The sequence below is a fragment of the Sphingobacterium sp. WOUb80 genome (assembly GCF_050058145.1).
Classification (GTDB): Bacteria; Bacteroidota; Bacteroidia; order Sphingobacteriales; family Sphingobacteriaceae; genus Sphingobacterium.
Genome location: NZ_CP165617.1, coordinates 3,012,218 through 3,034,220, shown reverse-complemented (window position 1 = coordinate 3,034,220; position 22,003 = coordinate 3,012,218). Strand labels below are relative to the sequence as shown.

General features: G+C 40.8%; 20 protein-coding genes. 12 read left to right on the top strand and 8 right to left on the bottom strand.

Annotated features, from left to right (window positions below):
• Positions 1 to 2 precede the first annotated feature (2 nt).
• Positions 3 to 2,204, top strand: coding sequence for a TonB-dependent siderophore receptor (locus AB1Z56_RS12860; protein WP_426792234.1), 2,202 nt, complete (start codon positions 3 to 5; stop codon positions 2,202 to 2,204).
• Between the two features lie 140 nt (positions 2,205 to 2,344).
• On the opposite strand, the gene AB1Z56_RS12855 is transcribed toward AB1Z56_RS12860, so the two are convergent.
• The 5 genes from AB1Z56_RS12855 to AB1Z56_RS12835 form a co-directional block, all read right to left on the bottom strand.
• Complete coding sequence (locus tag AB1Z56_RS12855; RefSeq protein WP_426792233.1) at positions 2,345 to 3,031, bottom strand: class I SAM-dependent methyltransferase; 687 nt, start codon at positions 3,029 to 3,031, stop codon at positions 2,345 to 2,347.
• A gap of 62 nt (positions 3,032 to 3,093) precedes the next feature.
• Positions 3,094 to 4,224, bottom strand: a complete 1,131-nt coding sequence (locus AB1Z56_RS12850) for a PepSY-associated TM helix domain-containing protein (protein ID WP_426792232.1) — start codon at positions 4,222 to 4,224, stop codon at positions 3,094 to 3,096.
• Complete coding sequence (locus AB1Z56_RS12845; protein WP_426792231.1) at positions 4,224 to 6,365, bottom strand: TonB-dependent siderophore receptor; 2,142 nt, start codon at positions 6,363 to 6,365, stop codon at positions 4,224 to 4,226. Before AB1Z56_RS12845 ends, AB1Z56_RS12850 begins: the two co-directional genes overlap by 1 nt.
• A gap of 76 nt (positions 6,366 to 6,441) precedes the next feature.
• Positions 6,442 to 6,813, bottom strand: coding sequence for a hypothetical protein (locus tag AB1Z56_RS12840; protein ID WP_309362927.1), 372 nt, complete (start codon positions 6,811 to 6,813; stop codon positions 6,442 to 6,444).
• Positions 6,814 to 6,886: 73 nt separating this feature from the next.
• Positions 6,887 to 7,591 (bottom strand): hypothetical protein, encoded by a 705-nt coding sequence (locus AB1Z56_RS12835; protein WP_309362928.1) that lies wholly within the window; start codon positions 7,589 to 7,591, stop codon positions 6,887 to 6,889.
• Positions 7,592 to 7,755: 164 nt separating this feature from the next.
• Between AB1Z56_RS12835 and AB1Z56_RS12830 the strand changes: the two genes are divergently transcribed.
• The 5 genes from AB1Z56_RS12830 to AB1Z56_RS12810 all read left to right on the top strand — a co-directional run bounded on the left by AB1Z56_RS12830 (position 7,756) and on the right by AB1Z56_RS12810 (position 11,617).
• Positions 7,756 to 8,133: a hypothetical protein gene (locus tag AB1Z56_RS12830; RefSeq protein WP_309362930.1), complete on the top strand. Its 378-nt coding sequence runs from the start codon at positions 7,756 to 7,758 to the stop codon at positions 8,131 to 8,133.
• 84 nt (positions 8,134 to 8,217) lie between these two features.
• Positions 8,218 to 9,069, top strand: coding sequence for a FixH family protein (locus tag AB1Z56_RS12825; protein WP_309362931.1), 852 nt, complete (start codon positions 8,218 to 8,220; stop codon positions 9,067 to 9,069).
• A 42-nt stretch (positions 9,070 to 9,111) separates the two neighbouring features.
• The gene (locus tag AB1Z56_RS12820) at positions 9,112 to 9,603 is read left to right on the top strand and encodes a c-type cytochrome (protein ID WP_309362932.1); all 492 of its coding nucleotides are present in this window, start codon (positions 9,112 to 9,114) and stop codon (positions 9,601 to 9,603) included.
• A 437-nt stretch (positions 9,604 to 10,040) separates the two neighbouring features.
• Positions 10,041 to 10,907, top strand: a complete 867-nt coding sequence (locus tag AB1Z56_RS12815) for a helix-turn-helix domain-containing protein (protein WP_426792230.1) — start codon at positions 10,041 to 10,043, stop codon at positions 10,905 to 10,907.
• Between the two features lie 536 nt (positions 10,908 to 11,443).
• On the top strand, positions 11,444 to 11,617 hold the full coding sequence (locus AB1Z56_RS12810) for a hypothetical protein (protein ID WP_167512259.1): 174 nt from the start codon (positions 11,444 to 11,446) through the stop codon (positions 11,615 to 11,617).
• 33 nt (positions 11,618 to 11,650) lie between these two features.
• Here the strand turns inward: AB1Z56_RS12810 and AB1Z56_RS12805 are convergent, their stop codons facing one another.
• Together AB1Z56_RS12805 and AB1Z56_RS12800 are read right to left on the bottom strand one after the other, a co-directional pair.
• On the bottom strand, positions 11,651 to 12,409 hold the full coding sequence (locus AB1Z56_RS12805; RefSeq protein ID WP_426792229.1) for a TIGR03915 family putative DNA repair protein: 759 nt from the start codon (positions 12,407 to 12,409) through the stop codon (positions 11,651 to 11,653).
• The gene (locus AB1Z56_RS12800) at positions 12,409 to 13,662 is read right to left on the bottom strand and encodes a putative DNA modification/repair radical SAM protein (protein ID WP_309362940.1); all 1,254 of its coding nucleotides are present in this window, start codon (positions 13,660 to 13,662) and stop codon (positions 12,409 to 12,411) included. The genes AB1Z56_RS12805 and AB1Z56_RS12800 overlap by 1 nt, the downstream gene beginning before the upstream one ends.
• Before the next feature lie 180 nt (positions 13,663 to 13,842).
• Between AB1Z56_RS12800 and AB1Z56_RS12795 the strand changes: the two genes are divergently transcribed.
• The gene (locus tag AB1Z56_RS12795) at positions 13,843 to 14,349 is read left to right on the top strand and encodes a pyridoxamine 5'-phosphate oxidase family protein (RefSeq protein WP_309362942.1); all 507 of its coding nucleotides are present in this window, start codon (positions 13,843 to 13,845) and stop codon (positions 14,347 to 14,349) included.
• 87 nt (positions 14,350 to 14,436) lie between these two features.
• Here AB1Z56_RS12795 and AB1Z56_RS12790 read toward each other — a convergent pair whose 3' ends face one another.
• A complete protein-coding gene (locus AB1Z56_RS12790) occupies positions 14,437 to 14,589 on the bottom strand; it encodes a lmo0937 family membrane protein (RefSeq protein ID WP_426792228.1) in 153 nt (50 codons plus the stop codon).
• A 405-nt stretch (positions 14,590 to 14,994) separates the two neighbouring features.
• Here AB1Z56_RS12790 and AB1Z56_RS12785 point away from each other — a divergent pair, with 405 nt between their 5' ends.
• From AB1Z56_RS12785 to ligD, 5 genes are all read left to right on the top strand, one after another.
• Complete coding sequence (locus AB1Z56_RS12785) at positions 14,995 to 15,444, top strand: protein-disulfide reductase DsbD N-terminal domain-containing protein (RefSeq protein ID WP_426792227.1); 450 nt, start codon at positions 14,995 to 14,997, stop codon at positions 15,442 to 15,444.
• 279 nt (positions 15,445 to 15,723) lie between these two features.
• Positions 15,724 to 16,341, top strand: a complete 618-nt coding sequence (locus tag AB1Z56_RS12780) for a hypothetical protein (protein WP_309362946.1) — start codon at positions 15,724 to 15,726, stop codon at positions 16,339 to 16,341.
• A gap of 34 nt (positions 16,342 to 16,375) precedes the next feature.
• Positions 16,376 to 16,966, top strand: a complete 591-nt coding sequence (locus AB1Z56_RS12775) for an outer membrane beta-barrel protein (protein ID WP_309362948.1) — start codon at positions 16,376 to 16,378, stop codon at positions 16,964 to 16,966.
• 388 nt (positions 16,967 to 17,354) lie between these two features.
• Complete coding sequence (locus AB1Z56_RS12770) at positions 17,355 to 18,566, top strand: GTP-binding protein (protein ID WP_426792226.1); 1,212 nt, start codon at positions 17,355 to 17,357, stop codon at positions 18,564 to 18,566.
• A gap of 306 nt (positions 18,567 to 18,872) precedes the next feature.
• The gene (ligD, locus tag AB1Z56_RS12765; RefSeq protein WP_426792225.1) at positions 18,873 to 21,668 is read left to right on the top strand and encodes a DNA ligase D; all 2,796 of its coding nucleotides are present in this window, start codon (positions 18,873 to 18,875) and stop codon (positions 21,666 to 21,668) included.
• The last annotated feature ends 335 nt before the right edge of the window (positions 21,669 to 22,003 follow it).

Here is a 22,003-nt window from a genome sequence, read left to right as displayed (position 1 = left end):
ACATGAAGAAGTTGATCTTAAGTGCTTCTGTATTATCGAGTATCGCTGCCTATGGGCAACAAAAGGACACTGTCAAAATGAATAAAATGGATGAGGTTATCATTAATGCCTACATCAAAAAAGATAGTGAATACACCAATAAAATGCCACTTCGAGCGATTGAAAATCCGCAGGTCTACTCCTCGATAGACCGTGTCGCTTTAGAAAACCAAATGATTTTTACCGTCGATGAGGCCTATCGAAATGTGACTGGTTTGCAAAAAATGTGGAATGCAACAGGGCGAGCCGGTGATGGTGGAGCGTATGTCAACCTGCGCGGATTTATCTCAAATAATTCGCTGAGAAATGGTTTGGTAGCGCCAGTAAGTGGTACGGTAGACGCCGTGAATATCGAAAAAATAGAGGTGTTAAAAGGGCCGTCAGCTACCTTATACGGAAGTAATGTGACTTCTTATGGAGGTGTGATCAATCGTGTCACCAAGAAGCCTTATGATAGTCTAGCTGGAAATGTTTTGGTCTCGGCCGGAAGATATGATTATTATCGTGCACAAGCCGATCTCAATGCACCCTTGACAAAGGACAAAAGTCTTTTGTTTCGTGTTAACACGGCCTATACAACAGAAGGGAATTTTCAAAATTCCAAGGTGCACAATAAGTATTTTGCATTTACCCCCAGCCTAACGTGGAAGGTAAATGACAAAGTGGATGTCAACCTCGAATATGAGATGTTTGATAATAAGGCGCAGTCTGAGCAGAACTTCTTTTTTATCGGCCCTTTGTCGGCTTTTGGTTTTTCGGGAATGAAAGACTTGGAGAAAGCCGGCCTCGATTACAAAAAACCGTATGTGGGATCGGGCTTATATAATACCGGCCGTACGCGTAACTTGTTTGGGCAGGTCAATTATAAAATCAATGAACATATCCGGTCGTCAACTTCGATCAATAGTGCTTATAGCTATTCGAATGGTTTCAACCCATATTTTTACATCACGACAAAATCCTATGGTGCCGATCCCAATGACAAGGAAGTTGGTTTATACCGTGGTGACCAGTCTACTGCAGATAGCAAACAACGTTATCTACAGGTACAGCAAAACTTCAATTTTGACTTTCATATAGGTAGTATGCGTAACCGGACCGTGGTGGGCGGAGATTATTTGCGTACCCGCAATGATCAATTCTTTTATTTTGGGGTCATTGACTTTGTGCGGTTTACGGGCGATATGGACTATACAAATTTCAATGCCGACTATGTAACAAATTATTATAATTCAATCCGCAATACGCCGGCATGGGATAGCTCAATCTGGCCATTGAAAAATAAGTCAAATACCTACAGTGCGTATGTTTCCAATGTGATCACACCTGTGCAGGGCTTAAATTTGATGACAGCCATTCGCTATGAAAGTGTTAAATTCAATGGAGGCGTGAAAGGTTCCAATGAAACTCCGGCATATACACAGCGTGCATGGTCGCCCAAACTAGGTTTGGTTTATGAACTTGTGAAAGAAAAATTGTCGGTATTTGGGAACTATCAGAATAGCTTCACTAGTAATGGTTATTTTGTTTCAGACACGGCTTCCAACCTTTCTCTTTCTGATCCTGAAAAAGCCAATCAGTGGGAGGGTGGATTTAAAGCCGATCTGTGGCACGGAAAAGTCAATGCTACACTTAATTACTACAACATCAATGTCAAGAATACCTTACAGACAATTGGTTATACACCGCAGGGAAGAGCGATCGAACAGCAAATGGGAAAACGTAACAGCAAAGGTGTTGAACTGGAAGTAAATGCTTATTTGGTTAAAGGTTTTTCATTGATCGCAGGATTGAGCTATAATGACTCCAAATTTACAGAAACGACAGATGCCACTGTCTTGGGGAAAAGGCCGAATACGGCTTCTTCGCCATGGTTAGCAAATTTCAATGCGACCTATCAGTTTACGGAGGGTAACCTGAAAGGACTTGGTCTGGCTTTCGGAGGAAATTATGCCAGTGCCAACAAGATTATCAACACGACAAATGGAACCTTTGAATTGCCCAAATATGTAGTCCTCAATGCGAATGTATTCTATGATGCGAAGAAATTCAGAGTTGGGGTAAAAGCGGATAACCTGACCAACGAACATTATTGGATCGGTTATACCACAGCTAATGCACAGAAGCTGCTGAATGTAGCGGGAAGTTTTAGCTATAAGTTTTAATCCGCTGAACTTATAAAAGACTCCCATTTTTGTAGTACCCCCAAAAAGTTAGCTACTTTTTGGGGGTACTTTGTTTGTTCTCGCTATAGTATCTTATCCATATACGGCTTTGAATTGCCTTAATCGGATGAAGCTCCATTTTATTTTTTGACAGCTTCCAGCATAAAGAGACCTTCCGTTTCCAAAGGAAGTTTCAGAATACGATTTTGGGCATCCATATCGATTTCAATGGAACCAAATCCAACGGCTTCTAATAGTTCGACGTCTTTGGCCGGACGTTGATGTGCGCTGATCTCGAGAGCCGATTTGATGTCATTGATCTGATCGATAGCACCGGACGGACATTCATCATGTCTTTCGGTACTAAAAACTGTTTTTCCGAAATCGGCATCCAGATTGATCAGCCTTCCGCCGGGTTTGAGTACACGTTCCATCTCGCGGTAACATTTTTCAAGGTCAGGGATGGTCCATGTCATCAATCTGGTGAAGACCAAATCGAAGGTATTGGCCTCAAATTGCAGCACCTGTGCATCCATGACCTGATAAGCTACGTTGAGTTCCAGTTCTTGGCTGACGAGGTTGGCATAATCAATCATCTGGGGGGAGAGGTCAACGGCAGTAACCTCAAAGCCTGCCAGGGTCATAATGTTGGCAAAATATCCTGTCGCAGTACCGACCTCAAGGACTTTGTTGCCCGTAACCTGGCTACGGACAGACTTAAAGAAGTCAAGCCAGTGTTCGGTCTCTGGACGGGACCAAGCCTCATCCCGTTCCTTGCGCCAAGAAGCGCTCCGATCATTCCAGTAGGCTGTTATTCTGTTAATCATCGTAATAATTTTAAGAGGAACAAATTTATCTATTTTATCAGGAACAAATGATGGAATTTATGTCATATCTCCAAGCGCCCATTTTGCAGCTTTGTTTTTTGTCGCTTACTGCGCCTAGTCCAAAGGACAAAGCCAGTCAGTGCAAGAAGGGCGGGAGTCAATCCAATCAAAGCATAAAAAATTCGTAATGCATAACCGCCGAAGGCACCAATGTGGAGCTGGTAAACTGCCCAGGAAATCTTTTTAGATGAATCGGCTCTGTCGATGTCCAATATACTGAGGCATGCACCGGTCGAAGCGTCAAATGAAAAATGACTTGCTTTTCCGCCAAATAAAGGGAAATAGGTGCTCGAAAGCTGGCCACGTACCAAAATTGGGGAATCGTTGTTCTTTGGGATATTGATGGCAATAGGGTGAAAACCGGGCGACCTCGTTTTGCAATATTCCAATAATTTGTCCAAATCTGTTTTTGAAGCAAAAGACCCTTGCACATGCGGGGCGGCGGTCTCTGCGGAAAACAATTCCTGAAAAGCAGGGAGATTCATCCAAACTCCGGTAACCAGTAAAACTAAATTGAGCAAAGCAGACCACACACCGACTACGCGATGCCAGGATGAATACAGTCTGCGTCCATTCTTATGAAGCGGTACTTTAAATAGCAATACGCTGAGAAGATGTTTTCGATAAACGATTAGGCCAGAAAGAATAGTCAACAACAGCAGTATCCCCAGTGCTGCGACAAAGGCCTGGCCTAATCGCCCCAGTAAAAAGCTATAATGTAGCGCATATGTCCATCTGAAAAATGAGCTGCTGAGTGTTTCATAATTGCCTTCCCGGAGAATTGCTCCGGTGTGGGCGTCGACAAATGCAAAGCCTAGATGATTGTCTGCGGGATCATTGATCGTCCGATAGAGCATAAATTCGTACGGTTCATGGGAAGATAAGGGAAAATCATGGAGCACAATTTTTTCTAAATCGGGAAAGGCAGTAGCGATAATCCGATAGGCGCTATCGGCAGAAATCACAGGTCCATTGGAGGACCTGTGATAAATATCGGGATTTAGTGCGCGATCGAGATCATGGCGAAATAGCAGCACAGCACCTGTCAGGCCTAAGATCAGAAAGAATAACCCTGTGCTCAGTCCGAGGAATCCGTGTACGCGGAATGCCCATTTGGTGATTGTTTTCATCATTAGAAATTATAGGAAACATTCATGCGAAATTCGCGCGGGGCATAAGGGACATAGGCATAGAGGCCAGTAGGCCGTGTCCAAGCACTTCCATAATTGAACCGGTTGGTGATGTTATTGATAAGTCCGTTGATGGCGATCTTACCATTTGTCCAGCCGATACCAGCATCCAATCGAAAGATCGGTGCTAGAGAAGGGATGTCGTCTTGCGGGTAACGTCCAGCTCTACCCGCTTGATATTGATAGCCTGCAGATACACTCATTCCTGTTACTTTTTTGAATGGAAGCCGGTAATTCAGCCAGGTATTTTGTATATGTCGTACCCGGTAGGGGCTTGCTTTGCCAATCAGTGCTGGATTGGCATCGGCAGAAATATAGCTATCCGTATAGGCATAGTTGATCACTGTATTGAGGCCCGGAACAATTTCACCTTTGAGGTCGAATTCAATTCCTTTGGATGTCGTCTGGCCGATCTGTGACTGCAGGTTGGTCGCGGGATCGCTTACCAGAATATTGTCTCTCGTGATATGATAAAGCGATAAGGTACTGTTCCATTTGCCTTCCCACCAGTCCTTTTTTAGACCAAGCTCATAGTTTTTGCCGCGTAGTGGCGAGAATGTTTTGCCATCAGCGCTGAGACCGCTCTGGGGAGTAAACGTACGATCATAAAGGGCGTAAGCCGATGCACTTTCTGTCAGCGCATAATTTAAACCCACTCGGGGTGTAATCACCAGATCTGAGACTGTGGAGGGGATAGGGATATCGATAAGGCTTGTCGATCGCGTTAGCCGCGCCGCTAAGGTCACATGTAAGCGGTCCTGCAGGAATGCAAGTTCATCCTGGAGATAAAAGGCGACATATTTGATCTGCTGCTTGTTGGTCGCAATGCTGTCTAAAGAGCCTGTCTTTTTATTATCATAAAATGGTACTCCATATTGTGGGTTATTGACGTTTAAGGGATATAAGGTTGGGTTCGCATTTTTGTCGTTATAACCCGAATAACCTAGTAAAGATTTTCGGTTGCCATCGATACTTGCCAGGATATGATGCGCAAGGTTGCCCATATTTAATGTACCATTCAAATAGATCTGAACAGAAGTAACATCCGTTGTAAATCGTTCGTAGGTGACACGTCGTTTGATTTCATCGGGACGGTTTTTATCGTATGCAGATACAAAAAAATAATTGCCATCCATCTGGCTGTTGGCATAGGCCGTTTTCGCTGTGAGATTCCAATTTCGGCCGATTTTTTTTGTGTAGGTCAGAAAAGCTGTATGTTCTCGAGCCTTGACGGGGTCTTTTGTGGGATCGGCAATACTAAAATCCCGAGGAAGGGATGCAAATCCGTAGGGTGAAAATACCGTGAGCAGGTACTGTAGAAAAGACTGCTGCTGAAAGCTGTATTCTGCAGTCAAAGAAGATGTTGTGTCTATGCTGTAGGTCAGGCTCGGATTGACCACAACCTTGTCGTTAAATGCAAAACGCTGAAAAGAGCGGGATTTTTGTCCGACAGCATTGACTCTATATAGCCATTTTTTTTGTTGATCAAAATGGCCATCCAGATCTGCTCCAACGCGATAGAGGTCCCAGCTGCCTGTCTGAAAGAACACCTGATTGGAAGGTATACCCGTCGGTTTTTTGGTGACGAGGTTGAAGGATCCCGCTGGATCGCCAATAGCATTCATAAAACCCGAAGGCCCCTTGATAAATTCCAGCCGATCGATCATATTGGCATCTTCGGGCATGGGACCGTAATAGATCATGGAAAGATCTACCCCGTTTCGAAGCGTGTTGATACCTGCTCCGCGCATAAAAAGAAAAGGACCATAGAAGTCTGCTGTGTTGTTGCGCATTGCACCGCTCACATTCCTACTGATGCTTTCGTTGATATTGATGGCCTGCTGGTCGATGATGATACTATGGTCGATTTCCTGGATGTTCTGTGGTAGCCGTAGAAGCGGTACCTGCAGTTTTAGGGTATTGGAAGCAGCGTCTAATTTGTATTTTCTATAATATTTGGAAGTGACAAGCGCCTCTTCCAGGCGAATACTATCGCGAAGTGCGGAAGTTGTATCCCGTAAAGGATGTTGAGCATATACGATACTGCCTGATAACACAAGCAATACTGAAAATGAGTATTTCATGAAATGGTTTTACCTAATTATCAATTTGTCTAAAATTATTTATCAATGGATGGATCTTCCATTGAGCGAAGATTAATTAGGCAATAGGGGGACGTAGTAATCTATTTGGATTTCTACGGATGGATTTGGAAACACTTATAGGAATGGGAAGTACGGTAATTTCAATCGAAATAGGAGTGAATGAAAACAAAGCATTGGAGTCAACAATATCGTAAACCTCAGCTTTAAGCTTGACGCTTGGATTCTGCTTTTCCTTTTCCTGTGCCTTTCTGATCTTTTTCATTAATACGCAGTTACCATTACAATGCAATTGGGGTTTATCCCGATTTTCGCAGAGGTATTTGGCGATATAGTCTTTATTGGCATAAAAAGCTCCTATCACAATATAACCCCATCCAGCTTGGACGAGCAATGATACGGTCAGAAAATACAGGAGCATTTTTTTCATCGGGCCAAACTTAGATAAATAGTTTTTTATATGCAATTTAAATTTGGTCGTGCTCTTTTGTCGTCTGTATCTGCTAGCTGTTTTTTGACTGTTTTAGCTGATCAAATGTTCGGTTATATCGGTCATAAATGACTTTTTCAGATTCAAAATCTGGATTTGGCTTCCAATATTCTTCGACCCGAATTGTATTGTTTTTGATGATGGTATTTGAGCTTATCAACGTTCCTTTTCCGTGGACTTCGTTCATGTTAACGGAGTTTATGGGGACAAAGAATTTTTCTAGCATTTTGGGGATTTCGCGAAAACTGATGCAATCCTCGTCGATAATGACCGTTTTGCTTTTTGTGATCAAAGGCAAAAGTACTTTGGCTATCCAGCGGGGTTGTTTCGACTTGATTTGATCTGCGGGCTGTGTCAGATAGAAACTGAACTGTGCCTTATCGTCGCTGTGGTGGTTGCGGTAGACAACGGTTTCGATGGTATTCCAAGGAATAAACTGCGTTGTATTTAGCAGTGGGATTTGATGAGATAGACCTTTGTGATCGGCTGTTACACTTTCCTGTAGCGCTGTTTGTCGTTCGATCGTTTTCTCAGAAACTCGAAAACCAACTGTTAAACCGTATAGGATAATACCTGGAAAAAGGATAAAAAGTCCTGAAACGAAATAGGCCCCCACAACTTTGCTGCCATGAATAATCATAAATATGGTCAAACCTATTCCAATGCAAATAAATAGTCCAAGAAATAATTTAATAAATAAAAAAGGGTTAAATTTCATTTACTCAAAGCCAGTGGTTTCTAGCTAAATATACTAAAAGTTGTTGGTTTTTATGGAAGCGCTACTCACTTTGAAAAGAGAAGGGCGACACAGGCCTGCTACAGAAGGGGCTAAGGTCTTGGGGCAAATAGCAATAATTATTATATTTGTGGCACTGTCGATACATGAAAGCGAAACAATTGATATGGATACTATTGCCGTTGATGCTCTTGCAGAGCTTCTCGTCGGTGTGGCTATGGACTGTTTTTGAGCTAAATAGGGATTATATCGCTAAGAACGAGTGTATCAATCGATTCAACGAAAAGGCACTCTCCTGTCGAGGACAATGTGTGTTGATGAAGAAAATGCGTGAACATGAGGAGAAGGAACAGAAGAACCTCGAATCGCGTATAATCGATGTTGTGTTTATCAATAATCAGCAGAATTTTAACCTTGATATCGCTTTTTTTGAAGAAGCAGCTGTAGAAACCCTACTTCCGGAATATCAGGCAAATTATACCTATACACCAATCTTTTCTATTTTTCACCCACCCTTGGTTTAGATCATTTTGTTTTTTAGTACGTGCTATAGGCTTATTGTCTGATAGCCGGTACTGTCTATTTTCAAAAGTTTTAAATCAATTCATATGAATATCTATTCCCGTATAGGGACTATCGAGGGATTGTTATACTCTCTATTTGCCTTTTTAATTACTTTTTCAATTTCATCATGTACGTCGGATCTTGCAAAAAATAGCAGGGATGAAGCAAATCTTATTCCGCCAAAAGAGTCTGATTTGGTCCGCATAACGGATACGACCTGGCGTGACAACAGCTATACCGTATACGCAGATGCCAAACTCAACAATAAATATCACACTGTTTACCTCCATGTAAAAGATAAGTCCGGAAATCCAATCAATGACAAAACCTTAGATTTCTATCCCGAGATGAGTATGGGACGCATGAAGCATGGTGGGCCCTACGAACATCCTCTTGCACTCGGTAATGGATGGTATAGAAGCCCTATGGTTTTTATTATGGCGGATATCCCGCAAATGGGAATAGGCTGGCAACTGCATACCATACGTAGTCATGAGGGGAAAAAAGACACATTGGCCATTAAGATTCCAGTTACAGCGGCAGCAAGCATGCGCACCATGAGTTCAGGGACAAGAGACGATAGCCGTGTATTTATATCCTGTTTATTGCCCGACAACGTAAAACAAGGAAAGCATCAGATTCAATTTTTAATGAATAAAATGGATGGACATCATTTTCCGGTACTGGATAATTACGTCATTAAATTAAAAACCAATATGCTATCCATGGGCCATGGTTCTTCGGGTAATGTAGCGGCGGAGAGCATTGGGCGTGGTTATTATGAGGGTACCGTTAATTTTTCCATGGCTGGCTCCTGGGAAGTTCTTATCGAACTATGGAAAGATGGCAAAAAGGCAAATCAGGATGATATCAAATATCGGGTACAAGTCATTTAGATTAAGAGAAACTTATTTTACGAACATATTTAACAAATAGAAATGAAAAAGATAATCAATATAATCCTCGCCTGTTTCGGTTTTGTGGCTATACTGGCTTGTAGCGGAAATGAGGAAACGAAATCTAAACAAGAGAATAGTCTGCAGCAACCTGCGGCTGCAGAACCAGCAGCCATGCTGGATTATAAGACCGAAGGATCTAAAGGAGTGGGGAGCATTACTTCTTTTGAACACAAACCTTTTGATGCGGCCCTTGCAAATAAAGGGGTAGAATTATTTGTGTCAAAATGTGCCATGTGTCATAGTTTTGACCGGACTTTGGTGGGGCCGTCATTGGATGCTGTGGTCAAACGTCGTACCCCGGAGTGGATTATGAATATGATGCTGGATCCGGCAACCATGTTGGAGAAGGATGCCGATGCGAAAGCACTTAGTAAGGAGTATGGTTCGCCAATGATTAGTCTGGGCCTGAAGCAAGAAGAGGCACGTGCCATTCTAGAGTATCTGCGCGAACGTAATAGCACAGCTAAATAGGATAGGATAAATGAAATTGCACGGTTGTAGATGGTTGTTTTGTATGATAATGGCTTGGGCGATATGCTTGCAGGCAACCAATCTCTTGTGGGCATTTCTTGAGTTTGAATGCAATCGCGTCTATATAGAGTATAATCTCTGTGTCAATCGATTTGAACCAGCAGTGAGCTGTAAAGGCTTCTGTTACCTTAGGGAAAAAACGGTTGAACAAAAGGATGTGAACGATGTGCTTGCCAAAACGAAAGGCATGGAAACATTGGTTTTCGTGCAGTATATGAGGGAAATTTTGTTGTGTTTTCCGACATGTCCAGCCCTAAAGGTTGTCTATCCCACAGCTTTGGCCCCCGAGACCTGCGCGGGGATAGCGCATCAAATTTTTAGACCACCAATCTTTTGATTATTCCTCAAATATTTTTTTACAGAATAATCATAAAGAAATGGTCATACGAAAAAAGAAACTAGATTTTCTAAAATTAGAAGATATTGATTCCACTTCGCAGGGAATCGTTATTATGCCTATAACGGATTTTTTACGTGCTAAAGCTAATCAGAATACGCTGCATGTACGCGCGTTTTATAGCCTTTTGTTCGTCCAGAGTGGCGAATTGTCTATGGTGGTCGATCAAAATGTACATGTCGTAGGTGCTCATGACATGATCAGCATCAATGCTGATGCTGTGTGCAGCTTTGAGTCGCATGCTGACGTAGAAGGTTACGTTGTCTTATTTAAAGCATCTTTTTTTATGCAGCGGCATCCGACTGATGTGATGCGTTATTTTCATTTTTTAAAGAGTAGAAGTATGCACACTTTTGTTCTCTCAAAAGAAGAAAGGACGAGTTTTTTGCAGGTAGTAAGCCTCATGCTGACAGCATACAATTCCTTTAGCTTGAGTGCTGACTATGTATTGAAACGTTACTTAATTATGCTTTTCCAGATGCTGGGGCGGTATATCGTAGTAGAGGGAGTCGATGCACACATGGATGAAGGCGACGATAGGATCCGAAATTTCGAATCGCTAGTCGATAGTCATTATGCACAACAGCGTTACCCTTCATTTTATGCCGGGCAATTGAATATATCGATCAATTACCTCAATCGGATCTGTCGGGAAAAAAGAGCAGCAAGCTGTGGGACGATTATTCGTGGACGTATTTTAGTGGAGGCAGAGCGCTTGCTTTACCATACTTTTAAAACAGTAAAAGAAATTGCTTTTGAACTTGGGTTTGAAAATGCACCCTATTTCAGCACATTTTTTAAAGCAAATAAAGGAATGAGTCCTGAAGAGTACCGGAAGAATCTGTGAAATGCATCACATTAGAAGCCTTTTCCACCTACATGGAAAAGGCTACATTTTAATTGCGGAGTATTTCTGTGGCTTGCTTAGCGAAAGCTTTTTCAAGCACGGGATATTTCCTATTGCTGATGGTACCAATCTTACTTTTTCTTTTTCATTTTTTTATCGCCTTCGGCAGGCAGATCCAATATAGCCATCAATAACAAATAATAGCCTTTTTCCAATCCCATTTTTTGTGCTTTTTGGTTTATAGTTTCCATATCTATATTCGATTATTGTTTAAATATTATTTTATGATTTGTGTAAACTGAATCAAATGCTATACCCAAAAGCCTCTTTCGGACCCATAACCGTATTTTTAGAACGGAAATAACGTAGAGATTTCAGTTTGTGACAAAAAAATACGCGGTACTCAGGTATTTAATGCGGTGAAAGTATCGGATGGATTAGCGGTGAGATGTAAAAAGTACACAAACGTGCTTGCTCTAAAACATTTTTAACGCTGGTATTGTCATACTTCCGATTAATAATTAAAACAGGTATTTATGAAAAAGATAATTCCATTTGCACTCATGTCGAGTTTATTGGTGCTCGTGTCGAGCTGTGCGGCAATTGAAGGTATTTTTAAGGCCGGTGTCTGGTCGGGTATCCTATTGGTTGTAGTCGTGGTCGCTATCGTCATCTGGCTGGTGAGCAAATTGTTTGGTGGATCAAAATGATTATATGAACTGGGATTTTCAGCACCAGGGGATCTATATTTTTTCGGTCAGATATTTCCAGTAGCGTTTGGGAACATGTTTTAAATGAAGCTTTAAGTTCTTACGTGATTCAATATTGGTACTTTTAAAATAAGTCTTCCAAAGATGCTGATATTCCTTTTCTTGAGGATCGAGATCCACTTCTAGCTGATATGGATCTCGAATCTCGCTCTTATCGTTATTGGATACCTCCACGATGTTATGGCAATCGTAGTGGAAGCCATAGTTTCGCCGTATATCATAAATTAACCAATTCTGGTCAGCAAATCGGTTTTTAAAGAAGTCTACGACCAAGGGAACCACATTGAAATCAGGTTCAACGATAGCTGTGTAAAGGTGATCTTCAGATTTTACAAATCGGATAAATGCCTGCATACGGTGGCGTTCACGGCTAATCTTTTTGACTGTCTGATGCATACGTAGGATAGCTGGATGCCCATAATTATGTATATCCAACTTTCCTTTGCGGAAGAGTTCGGTGATCAGTCGAAATCCGTTGAGCCATTCAGATTGGTTGTCGGACAGAAAGTTGTGATAAAAGATCTTTGCTTCTTTCTTTCCCAATATTTTTTCCATTCCAGCAAGAATGCGATTAGTTTTTTTAGCATCCGTATTAATTTGGCGATTCTCCGAAAAAATATTAATTTCCATAGTTTGCATTGTAGCAGGAATAATATCAAATTCTTTTCGTTCAAAGGCTTCAAATATGCAGCAGAGGTACCCGGAATAACTTCCATCAAAAATATAATTCATTAGAATAAGGTCAATTGGCTATTGGAAGCTGCGATTTGCGCTTGAGGGTTGCGTTCAAGAATGGACTTTCTGATATTTTCGGGGTAGTGGAAGCCCGCGGTTATCAATGTATCCTGGCAGACTATAAAATATTTGGCGCGATTATAGGCAATTCCCATTTTTCGAAGCTGGTGCTCTTTTAGTTTTCCATATTTGCGCGCCTGTACAATTTTGTTGGCGGACTGTCTGCCAATTCCCGGAACTCGAATAATCCATTCGTAACTAGCAGTGTTGATGTCGATAGGAAAGAATTGAGGGTTGCGCAGCGCCCAAGCTAGCTTTGGGTCTATTTCCAGATCGAGCTGCTGATGTGTGCTATTGAGTATTTCATGGAGTGAAAAGCCATAAAACCTAAGTAACCAATCTGTCTGATAAAGTCTGTTTTCACGTACAAGAGGCGGTGATGTTCCAATCTGGGGGAGGTTGGAGTCGGTCGCGTTAATGGGTATATAGCCCGAATAATAAACCCGTTTGAGATTATAATCTTTATAGAATGCATTAGCAGTCTGCATAATCTGTAGGTCACTTTCTGGCGTAGCTCCAATAACCATTTGGGTACTTTGGCCCGCCGGTACAAATAAAGGCGTTTTCTTATTGATTTTTCGATCCTGTCGTAGGTTTAGAATCTCATTTTTAACAATAGCCAACGGCTCGCGAACGGATTGATGATCCTTTTCAGGAGCAACCAACTTGAGCCCTTCCTCCGTGGGAATTTCGAGATTCACACTCATTCGGTCAACATATAGCCCTGCTTCTTTTAATAACAATTCACTGGCGCCAGGAATGGCTTTCAGATGGATATAACCATTAAAACGTTCTTCAGTACGAAGTTTCTTAACGACTAACATTAAGCGTTCCATGGTGTAGTCTGCAGATTTGAAAATACCCGAACTTAAAAAAAGGCCTTCGATGTAATTACGGCGGTAAAAGTTCATGGTCAATTCGACAACTTCCTTGACCGAAAATGCAGCTCGTTGCACATCATTGCTACGCCGGCTAACACAAAAGGAACAATCGTAGATGCAATAATTGGTCATTAGGATTTTTAAGAGGGAGACACAGCGGCCATCTTCGGTGTAGGTATGACAAATACCACTAGCTGACGAATCGCCAATACCACCATTATTCTTTCGTTTACTTCCGCTCGAACTACAGCTTACGTCATATTTTGCGGCATCAGCCAGTATCTGCAATTTATCATCAAATCCAAACATGATTTATTCTTCAATATTTGGTTGTAAAAATACTAATATTATTAGTATTTTAGGTGTGTAAAATTACTTGATTTACTTTTTTGTAGCCGTATTTTTCCCATTGTTCACTGCAGATTACTTGAATTTATTAAAAAATAAACGATTTGTGATAGGATACTGTTCATTCATAAACTACATATTATGGCAGAGAATAATTTAAGTAATAAAGAAGCACTAGAAAAGCTAAAAGTAATTGTTGATCAAATTGATATAGGGACAATCTGTTCCTTTCCAGTAGATTCTGCTTATCCGCACGGCGTGCCGATGAGCAGACAGGAGGTGGATGAAGAGGGGAATATATGGTATATCTGTTCGGCTGAAAGTGAGACTTTTAAAAATATTTCACGGGATCCAAGAGTTTCTCTATTTTATGCTGATCCAAAACACTACACTTTTTTGAGTATTAATGGTATGGCGAACCTTTCGCGGGATCAGGAACGGATAGATCGCTATTGGAACAAAATGATGGAGGGATGGTTTGCAAAAGGTAAGGAGGATCCCAATATTAGGTTGCTACAGGTGACGCCTAAAGATGCTCATTATTGGGATTCAAACTCCAATATGATCGTTAATCTGTTTAAGATGCTAAAAGCTACTGTAACAGGTGAGACCGAAGACATAGGTAAAGAAGGAGATCTGAATATTTAGCGCGTAAGAAATGGCAGAAAACAAAAGCTCCTCTGTTTCGAAGCAGAGGAGCTTTTATATAGAACAAACTTTCGTTGCCATAAATTGTCACGCATTCCCCTTTATTAAACGTAAAAGAACTGCGATAATAGCAATTACCAAAAGAATATGAATTATCCCGCCGCTAACAAACCCTCCAAAAAAACTGATTGCCCATATTAGGACCAAAATAACAGCGATCGTATACAATAGATTTCCCATAACAATGAATATATATGTTTATTGAATAACAATATTCAGCAGGAGATGGTTTACTATTTTTCGTTTTTTTGATAATTACGCAACATTGATCTACCTGAAATAAGTTGATACCAGGTATTCGCTGATAATCTGATTGATCGTGTAGGCAAGCTCCTTTGTGTTAGTTTAGTAGCTTATATTTTTGAATATATTATTGGAATTGAAACAACAGATTGTCTTAAATTGAAAAAAAAATGGTTTTATAAGTATTTTTTAATAAAATTTATTGTTTTGTTGTTGTGGTATTGTGTTTTATTCTGTTTATAACGAATATTGTTGTAAGTATTTACACAGAATCTTTCATAGGGAAAATGCTATGTGAAGTATACTGCCAATGAAATAATAAACTGAAAAATTGATAGAAAGATGAAAAAGATTTTATTTTTAATGACTATGGTTATGTTCGCCATTACGGGGGTGTTTGCGCAGATTCATAAACCTGTTAAATGGACTGTAGCTAGCAAAAAACTGAATAACAAGGAAGCTATGGTCTATGTGAAGGCAACTATTCAAGATGGTTGGCACATTTACTCTCAAAATATAAAAGATGGTGGTCCAATTCCAACATCTTTCAATTTCGCTAAGGCTGCTGATTATGCTTTGGTAGGCAAGACAGCTGAACCAAAACCAAAGATCAAACACGAAGAAGTTTTCAAAATGGATGTAGGATATTTCACCAATGAAGTGATCTTTCAACAAAAGGTGTCGCTCACTAAAGGGACAGCAACAGTAAAAGGTTCAGTAATATGGCAAGCTTGTGACGCTTCACAATGTCTTCCTGAAGATGAATATGCTTTTGCTGTAACGATCAAATAGTTTAAGGAATAGCAATTAAGCATCTAAAGCGATTTGGCGCTGAGGATAATTGATAGAAAAAGGAAAAATTAAGGATAAAGGCTAGGTATGATTACCTAGCTTTTTTTTTCTGACAGTGTCTGATGTTATTGGCCAGAAAGAACCTTCAGTTCGCTTTCATTGTTTTCGGTGCCTGCGAAATCATGAAGGTTTTGTTTAAAGGGGCCATTTGGTATAAAAAATAGGCTCTTTTGTATAATTTGTTAAATCTATTTTTTGGGGAATTTTAGCTTTGTTTAAATGGATTACACAAACTTACTTCAGCAGGCAGATCATTTTTTAGTGCATAGTTATCGGGAGAACCACCATCCACAGCTTTGCTTTCATACCATGGATCGGGTTCGTGATATTGTAAATGCGGTAGCCACGTTGAGTGAAAAGTATAACTTGACAGACGAAGATAAATTTGTGATAAACTGCGCGGCTTATTTTCAGGATATCGGTTATTTGTATGACGGCGTAAAAGGAACGCGGTTGAGGAGTGTATCGGTAGCTCGTTGTTTTTTACAGGAACATTTGGTTGCGGACTCGGTAATAAAAAAAATTGAAATGTGTATTCTCGCAACAAGGCCATCGAAAAAGCCTGAAAATCTCCTGGAGGAAATAGTCGTGGATGCGGTCTCATTTCATTTGGGCAGTAAAAGCTTTGTTGACCTTAATCAAAGGATGTATCTGGAGGTAAATTATAGAAAAAATCAAGTGATCGATGAACGTATCTGGTGTACACTCACGCTAATCTTCCTGCGAAACCATACTTACTTTACAGAGGAAGCGCGTCTATTGAGGGAGAGTATAAAGCGGAAAAATATCACCTATTTCGTAAAAAGACAAATTATCGGAAAACAGTTGTTTGTCTGAACTAATGATGTTTTGTATTGTAAAAATGATAAAGATGGATCGATTAAAGCTAATGCACTGTGCAAAGTTAATTTGCTTTTTGATAATGGGATTGTTCGGTTTCAAGTCTGTATGTTATGCGCAAATGGGGGTTGGACTTCGGATTGGTGCTAATATTTCGCGTGCAAATGGTAATGCATTCGGTGGCAATAGAATGGGGTATCAATTAGGAGGAGATCTAATTTTTCCCCTCAATAGTAAGATGGATATCCAAGTTGAACCTACTTACAATTTGACCCGAATACGTGTCAACGACAATACAGCTTCTCTGTCCGGAGGCCTGTCCAAAGGCACCCGCTCGCTGAAATACCTCAACACGCCGGCATATCTTAAAATTAATTTTACGGGGAAATTTTCGGTCCTGGGTGGCCTAGACTTTAATCTGTTGCTGAACGACGATGCCTATAAACTCAATAATGGAACACCAGCGTTCAACAGTCGCACACGTATAGGCTACGCATTGGGAATAGACCTTGGGGCGTTGTATTTTAGATATCGTCAATTCAAAAAGAATAATAAAATTGTAGACAACTGGGATGCACATATTGACCAATATCAACTGGGATTTAAAGTGCGTTTGTTTTAAGTAAATAGTTTCACTGGTAGGTAACCTTTACAGACTTTCCTGTGCTGTAAGCTGAGCCGCTCTGATTTTGCTACATCAGGCGGCTTTTACTTTTTGTTGATTTACTAGTTGTTGTTTGTCAATAGGCCTTACCAGTGGCTGCGAGTAAAAAATGTTTGTTATCGATATGGAAAGAAAAAAGGTGGAGGTATCGGATAATTGATCGAACCAGACTGTAGCTATTGGAGTACTGATCATATCTTACGCCAGCAGATTACTGATCATGTAAATGAGACTTATTGAATAATAAGATCTTCAAGGGAGAAGTTGTTTGACTTATATTTATTAATAAAGCAACTATGTTGCATTTATGTCTTTTTGTTTTTACATTTGTTTAAACTAAATTACTATGAGCAGCATTTCCCCAAAATTTAAATTGCCTGTCACCGTTTTAAGTGGATTTTTAGGCGCAGGAAAAACAACACTTTTGAATCATATTCTGCACAATAAGGAGGGCAAGAAAGTTGCCGTTATTGTCAATGATATGAGTGAGGTCAACATCGATGTACAGACGGTTGAACGCGAAAATGTGCTTTCGCGAACAGAAGAAAAGTTAGTGGAAATGAGTAACGGATGTATTTGTTGTACACTAAGGGAGGATCTGATGGTCGAAGTGGAGCGGTTGGCAAAAGAAAATCGATTTGACTATCTACTCATAGAGAGTACTGGTATTTCAGAGCCTATTCCAGTCGCACAGACATTCAGTTATGTTGGTGCTGATCAGGTAATTGATTTGTCTAGGTTTAGTTATATCGATACTATGGTAACGGTTGTAGATTGTTTCAACTTTGCTAAAGATTTTGGAAGTGCCGATACCTTGTTGGATCGGAAACTAACGGATGATGACTATGACAATAGGACAATTGTTAATCTGTTGACCGATCAGATCGAATTTGCAAATGTTATTCTTCTGAACAAAGCTGATCTGGTGTCTGAGGAGACTCTGGGTACCTTGGAAGCGGCTATTGGGCGGCTCAATCCAGGAGCTAAACTTCTTCGTACACAGTTTGGGCGTGTTGATCCCAAAGAGATTATGGGTACCGGTTCGTTCGACTTTGACGAAGCTTCCTCTTCGGCAGGTTGGATCAAGGAGCTTGAAAACGAACATAAGCCCGAAACAGAAGAGTATGGGATTTCATCGTTTGTCTTTCGGTCCCAACGTCCATTCCATCCACAGCGATTGCATCAATATCTCAATGAGCGGTATCCGCACAATATCCTACGGGCTAAAGGTCTCCTTTGGTTGGCTTCGCGACCGAATCTTGCGATCAGTTTTAGTCAGGCAGGTGGAAGCGTAAGATTAGAAAGCGCAGGTTCCTGGTGGAGCAGCATGCCCGAAGAGCAGCGTTACGAATACCCCAGTTATGCTGAAATAAGAACTGAACTCCTTCAACGTTGGCATCCGGAGTGGGAAGATAGAAAGAATGAATTGGTATTTATAGGTCAGGATCTGGATAGAGAAAAATATACAGCAGAACTGGAAGAATGCCTTCTGACTGAAGAAGAGGCCGATGACTGGCGTTTTACCTGGTGGAAAGATGAATTTCCTGAAAATATTTAAAACTATTTGTGTTCCTGAATGGTCCAATCAATAGGTAATGTAGGTTAGATATTGTATTTTTTCAAAGGCTGGGAATTAATTTCCTGGCCTTTCTTGTTATTGGTCAGTATCGAGAAATCTAGACTCGTAACGTGTTTTCTCAATTTACTTTATTTCGTTTGGGAATTGGGAAAAGCATACCGTGCATTAACCTCTGAGTTCAGGGAGACTAAAGCACAGGGTTCTGTGCAAGTAGAAAAAAACAAAACCTTTTTTGCCTTATCGTTGTGTTAAGATAGAAAGATAGTTGCCATTAAAAATAGGCGTATGGGTTTGTCAAAATATCGCGAAAAACGTGCCGCTGAAAAAACACCAGAACCCTTTGGCGGAAGACCAAGCGGAAAGGACTTGAGGTTTGTCGTGCAGAAACACGACGCCTCTCACTTGCATTATGATTTTCGGCTTGAAATGGGAGGTGTACTTAAAAGTTGGGCGGTCCCCAAAGGACCTTCTATGGATCCTTCAGTCAAACGTCTGGCGATGATGGTTGAAGATCATCCTTACGATTACCGAAATTTTGAGGGTATCATTCCTAAAGGACAATATGGCGGCGGAACGGTGATTGTGTGGGATGAGGGTAGCTACGAGGCCCTGGCAATGGGAACCGATGATATTGAAAAGATGGATAGCAATCTCCGTCACCAGCTTTATAGTGGAAAGCTCAAATTCAGATTGCATGGACAGAAACTGAAAGGAGAGTTTGCACTGGTAAAAGCATATGGACGGGGAGAAAATGGCTGGCTATTGATGAAGCTGGAGGATCAATATGCTACCGACAAAGATGTTACTCAGAATGATAAATCTGTATTGTCAGGCAAAACGATTGTGCAAATGGAAAAATCTCCCGATAAAGTCTACGGACATCCAAGTCTCAAAGAGCATCGTATATCAAAAGATAAATGTAGGGAAAGCAATAAAATAAGCCCTGATCAGATGGATGTAGAGCCCAATATAAAAAAGGGTATTTCCGGCCAAAAGGAAAGCAATATTTTGACGCTGTTGAAAAAGTCGCCGAAACAAGCATTTTATACTAGGGTGCAGCCCATGCTTGCGACGCTGGTCGATAAGCCTTTTGATGACGAAAGTTGGGTATATGAGGTGAAATGGGACGGTTACCGTGCTATTACCTTTGTGAAAAATGGCCAAGTGGAACTAAAATCTAGAAACGATAAAAGCTTTAATGAAAAGTTTTATCCCATATACGACAGTCTGAAAGCTATAGGGCTCAACGCCGTGCTCGATGGAGAGGTCGTGGTACTGAAAAAAAATGGAACCTCCGATTTTGCTTCTCTACAAAACTGGCGTAGCGAAGCAGATGGCTATTTGGTCTATTATGTGTTTGATATCCTGTGGTATAATGGAAAAGATCTAAAAGAGCTATCGCTACTGGAACGAAAAGCAATTCTAAAGGAAATACTGCCACAAAACGAATCGATCTTATTGAGCGAGCATTTCGATACATCGGGAATTGAATTTTTGAAAGAAGCGAAGAAGCTCGGTTTGGAAGGCATTATAGCAAAACGAAAGGAAAGCACTTATCATCTAAAAGATCGTTCACGTGACTGGTTGAAAATCAAAGCCAATAGGCGTCAGGAGGTGGTTATTGGGGGTTTTACGAAAAATGATGATTCCAGTAGGCTATTTAGCAGCCTATTGGTAGGTCTATATGCCGGTAGAAAACTGATCTATACAGGTAAGGTCGGTACCGGATTCAATGTGAAATTACAACAGGAAATGATGAAGCAGTTCGAACCTCTGATCATAAAAAACAGTCCATTTGAGGGGCAACCCGATATAAACAAACCATCACGGTTTAGACCCAATCCACCTCATACTTCGGTCACCTGGCTTCGCCCTGAACTGGTTTGCGAGGTGAGCTTTACGGAGATGACAGCTGACGACGTCATGCGCCATCCCTCATTTGATGGTATGCGTGATGATAAAAATGCTAAAAAGGTGATTTTTGAAGAGGAGCATTCCGCTCAGGATATTGTTGACAATGTTGAAGATCAGGTGGGAAGATCGAAAAGGCCTGTTGCAGCCAATGAATCCGCCAAATCAAACAGTTGTGAAAATTTCTTGTCATTACATAAATCATCTAATGCGAAAACGTATAAAACAATGCTAAATCCCAAAGACAAAACCCAAGTTCGGAAAGTAAATGGACATGAGTTAAAGTTTACCAACCTCGATAAAATATTCTGGCCGGAGGAAAAAATTACCAAGCGCGATTTGATTAATTATTATGAACAGGCTGCTGCTTATATTTTACCATACCTTAAAGATCGGCCACAAAGCATGAATCGATACCCAAATGGTATCAAAGAGGAGGGGTTCTATTTTAAAGATGTCACCGATACAGCACCAGAATGGGCCGAAACCTATCTTTACCAAAGCGAGGCCGATAACCGTGATCGACATTATCTTGTAGGAAAAGACGAGGCCACTTTGCTGTATATGGTTAACCTGGGCTGTATCGAGATGAATCCGTGGAGTAGCACCGTTAAGAAACCCGATAACCCGACCTTTTGTATCATTGATCTAGATCCGGATAAAAACACATTTGATCAGGTGATCGAAACAGCTCAGCTTACCAAGCAACTGCTGGATGACATGGGAGTCCCTTCTTATTGTAAAACAAGTGGTTCTACGGGACTTCATATTTACATCCCATTGGGAAATAAATATAGTTACGATCAATCCAAGGAGTTTGCACGTATTATCGTTACCCTGATTCATGCCGAGCTACCCAACTATACAAGCCTGGAGCGAACTGTCCGTGACCGGAAAGGTAAAATGTATCTTGATTTTCTTCAGAATAGGCCACATGCAACGATTGCAGCGGCATATTCCGTGCGGCCCAAACCTGGTGCAACAGTGTCGATGCCATTGCATTGGGATGAAGTAAAAAAAGGTTTGAAAATCAGTGATTTCACACTGTTCAATGCGGTCGAAAGAATGCATGCTGTAGGCGATATCTTTAAACCCGTACTCGGTAGAGGAATCGATCTGAAAAAAATTATTGACAGGTTCTTAAAACATAATTCTAACTTGAATAAATAAAATTATTGTGAATGTAAAGCGCATATTTGGAAGCATACTGACTATACTAGGTATCGAGGGACTCATTTACACCGGAAATGGATTGATTAAACGATACGAAACCAATATGACGCTGATTGTTGTAGCTGTAATAGCATTATTGTTTTTTTTATCAGGCATAGGTCTTATAAAAAACACAAAAGATGAAGGGGAATTGGTGGGTTAGATGACTCGAAAAAAGCAGTGAAAAAAACAGGTCAAGAAGAGAAACATTTTATAAAAGAAGGAGGCGGTCTATTTAGTGGAAATGATTGTAAAGGTAATATGACGTAAATACGAAAATGTCCCCCTTTTTT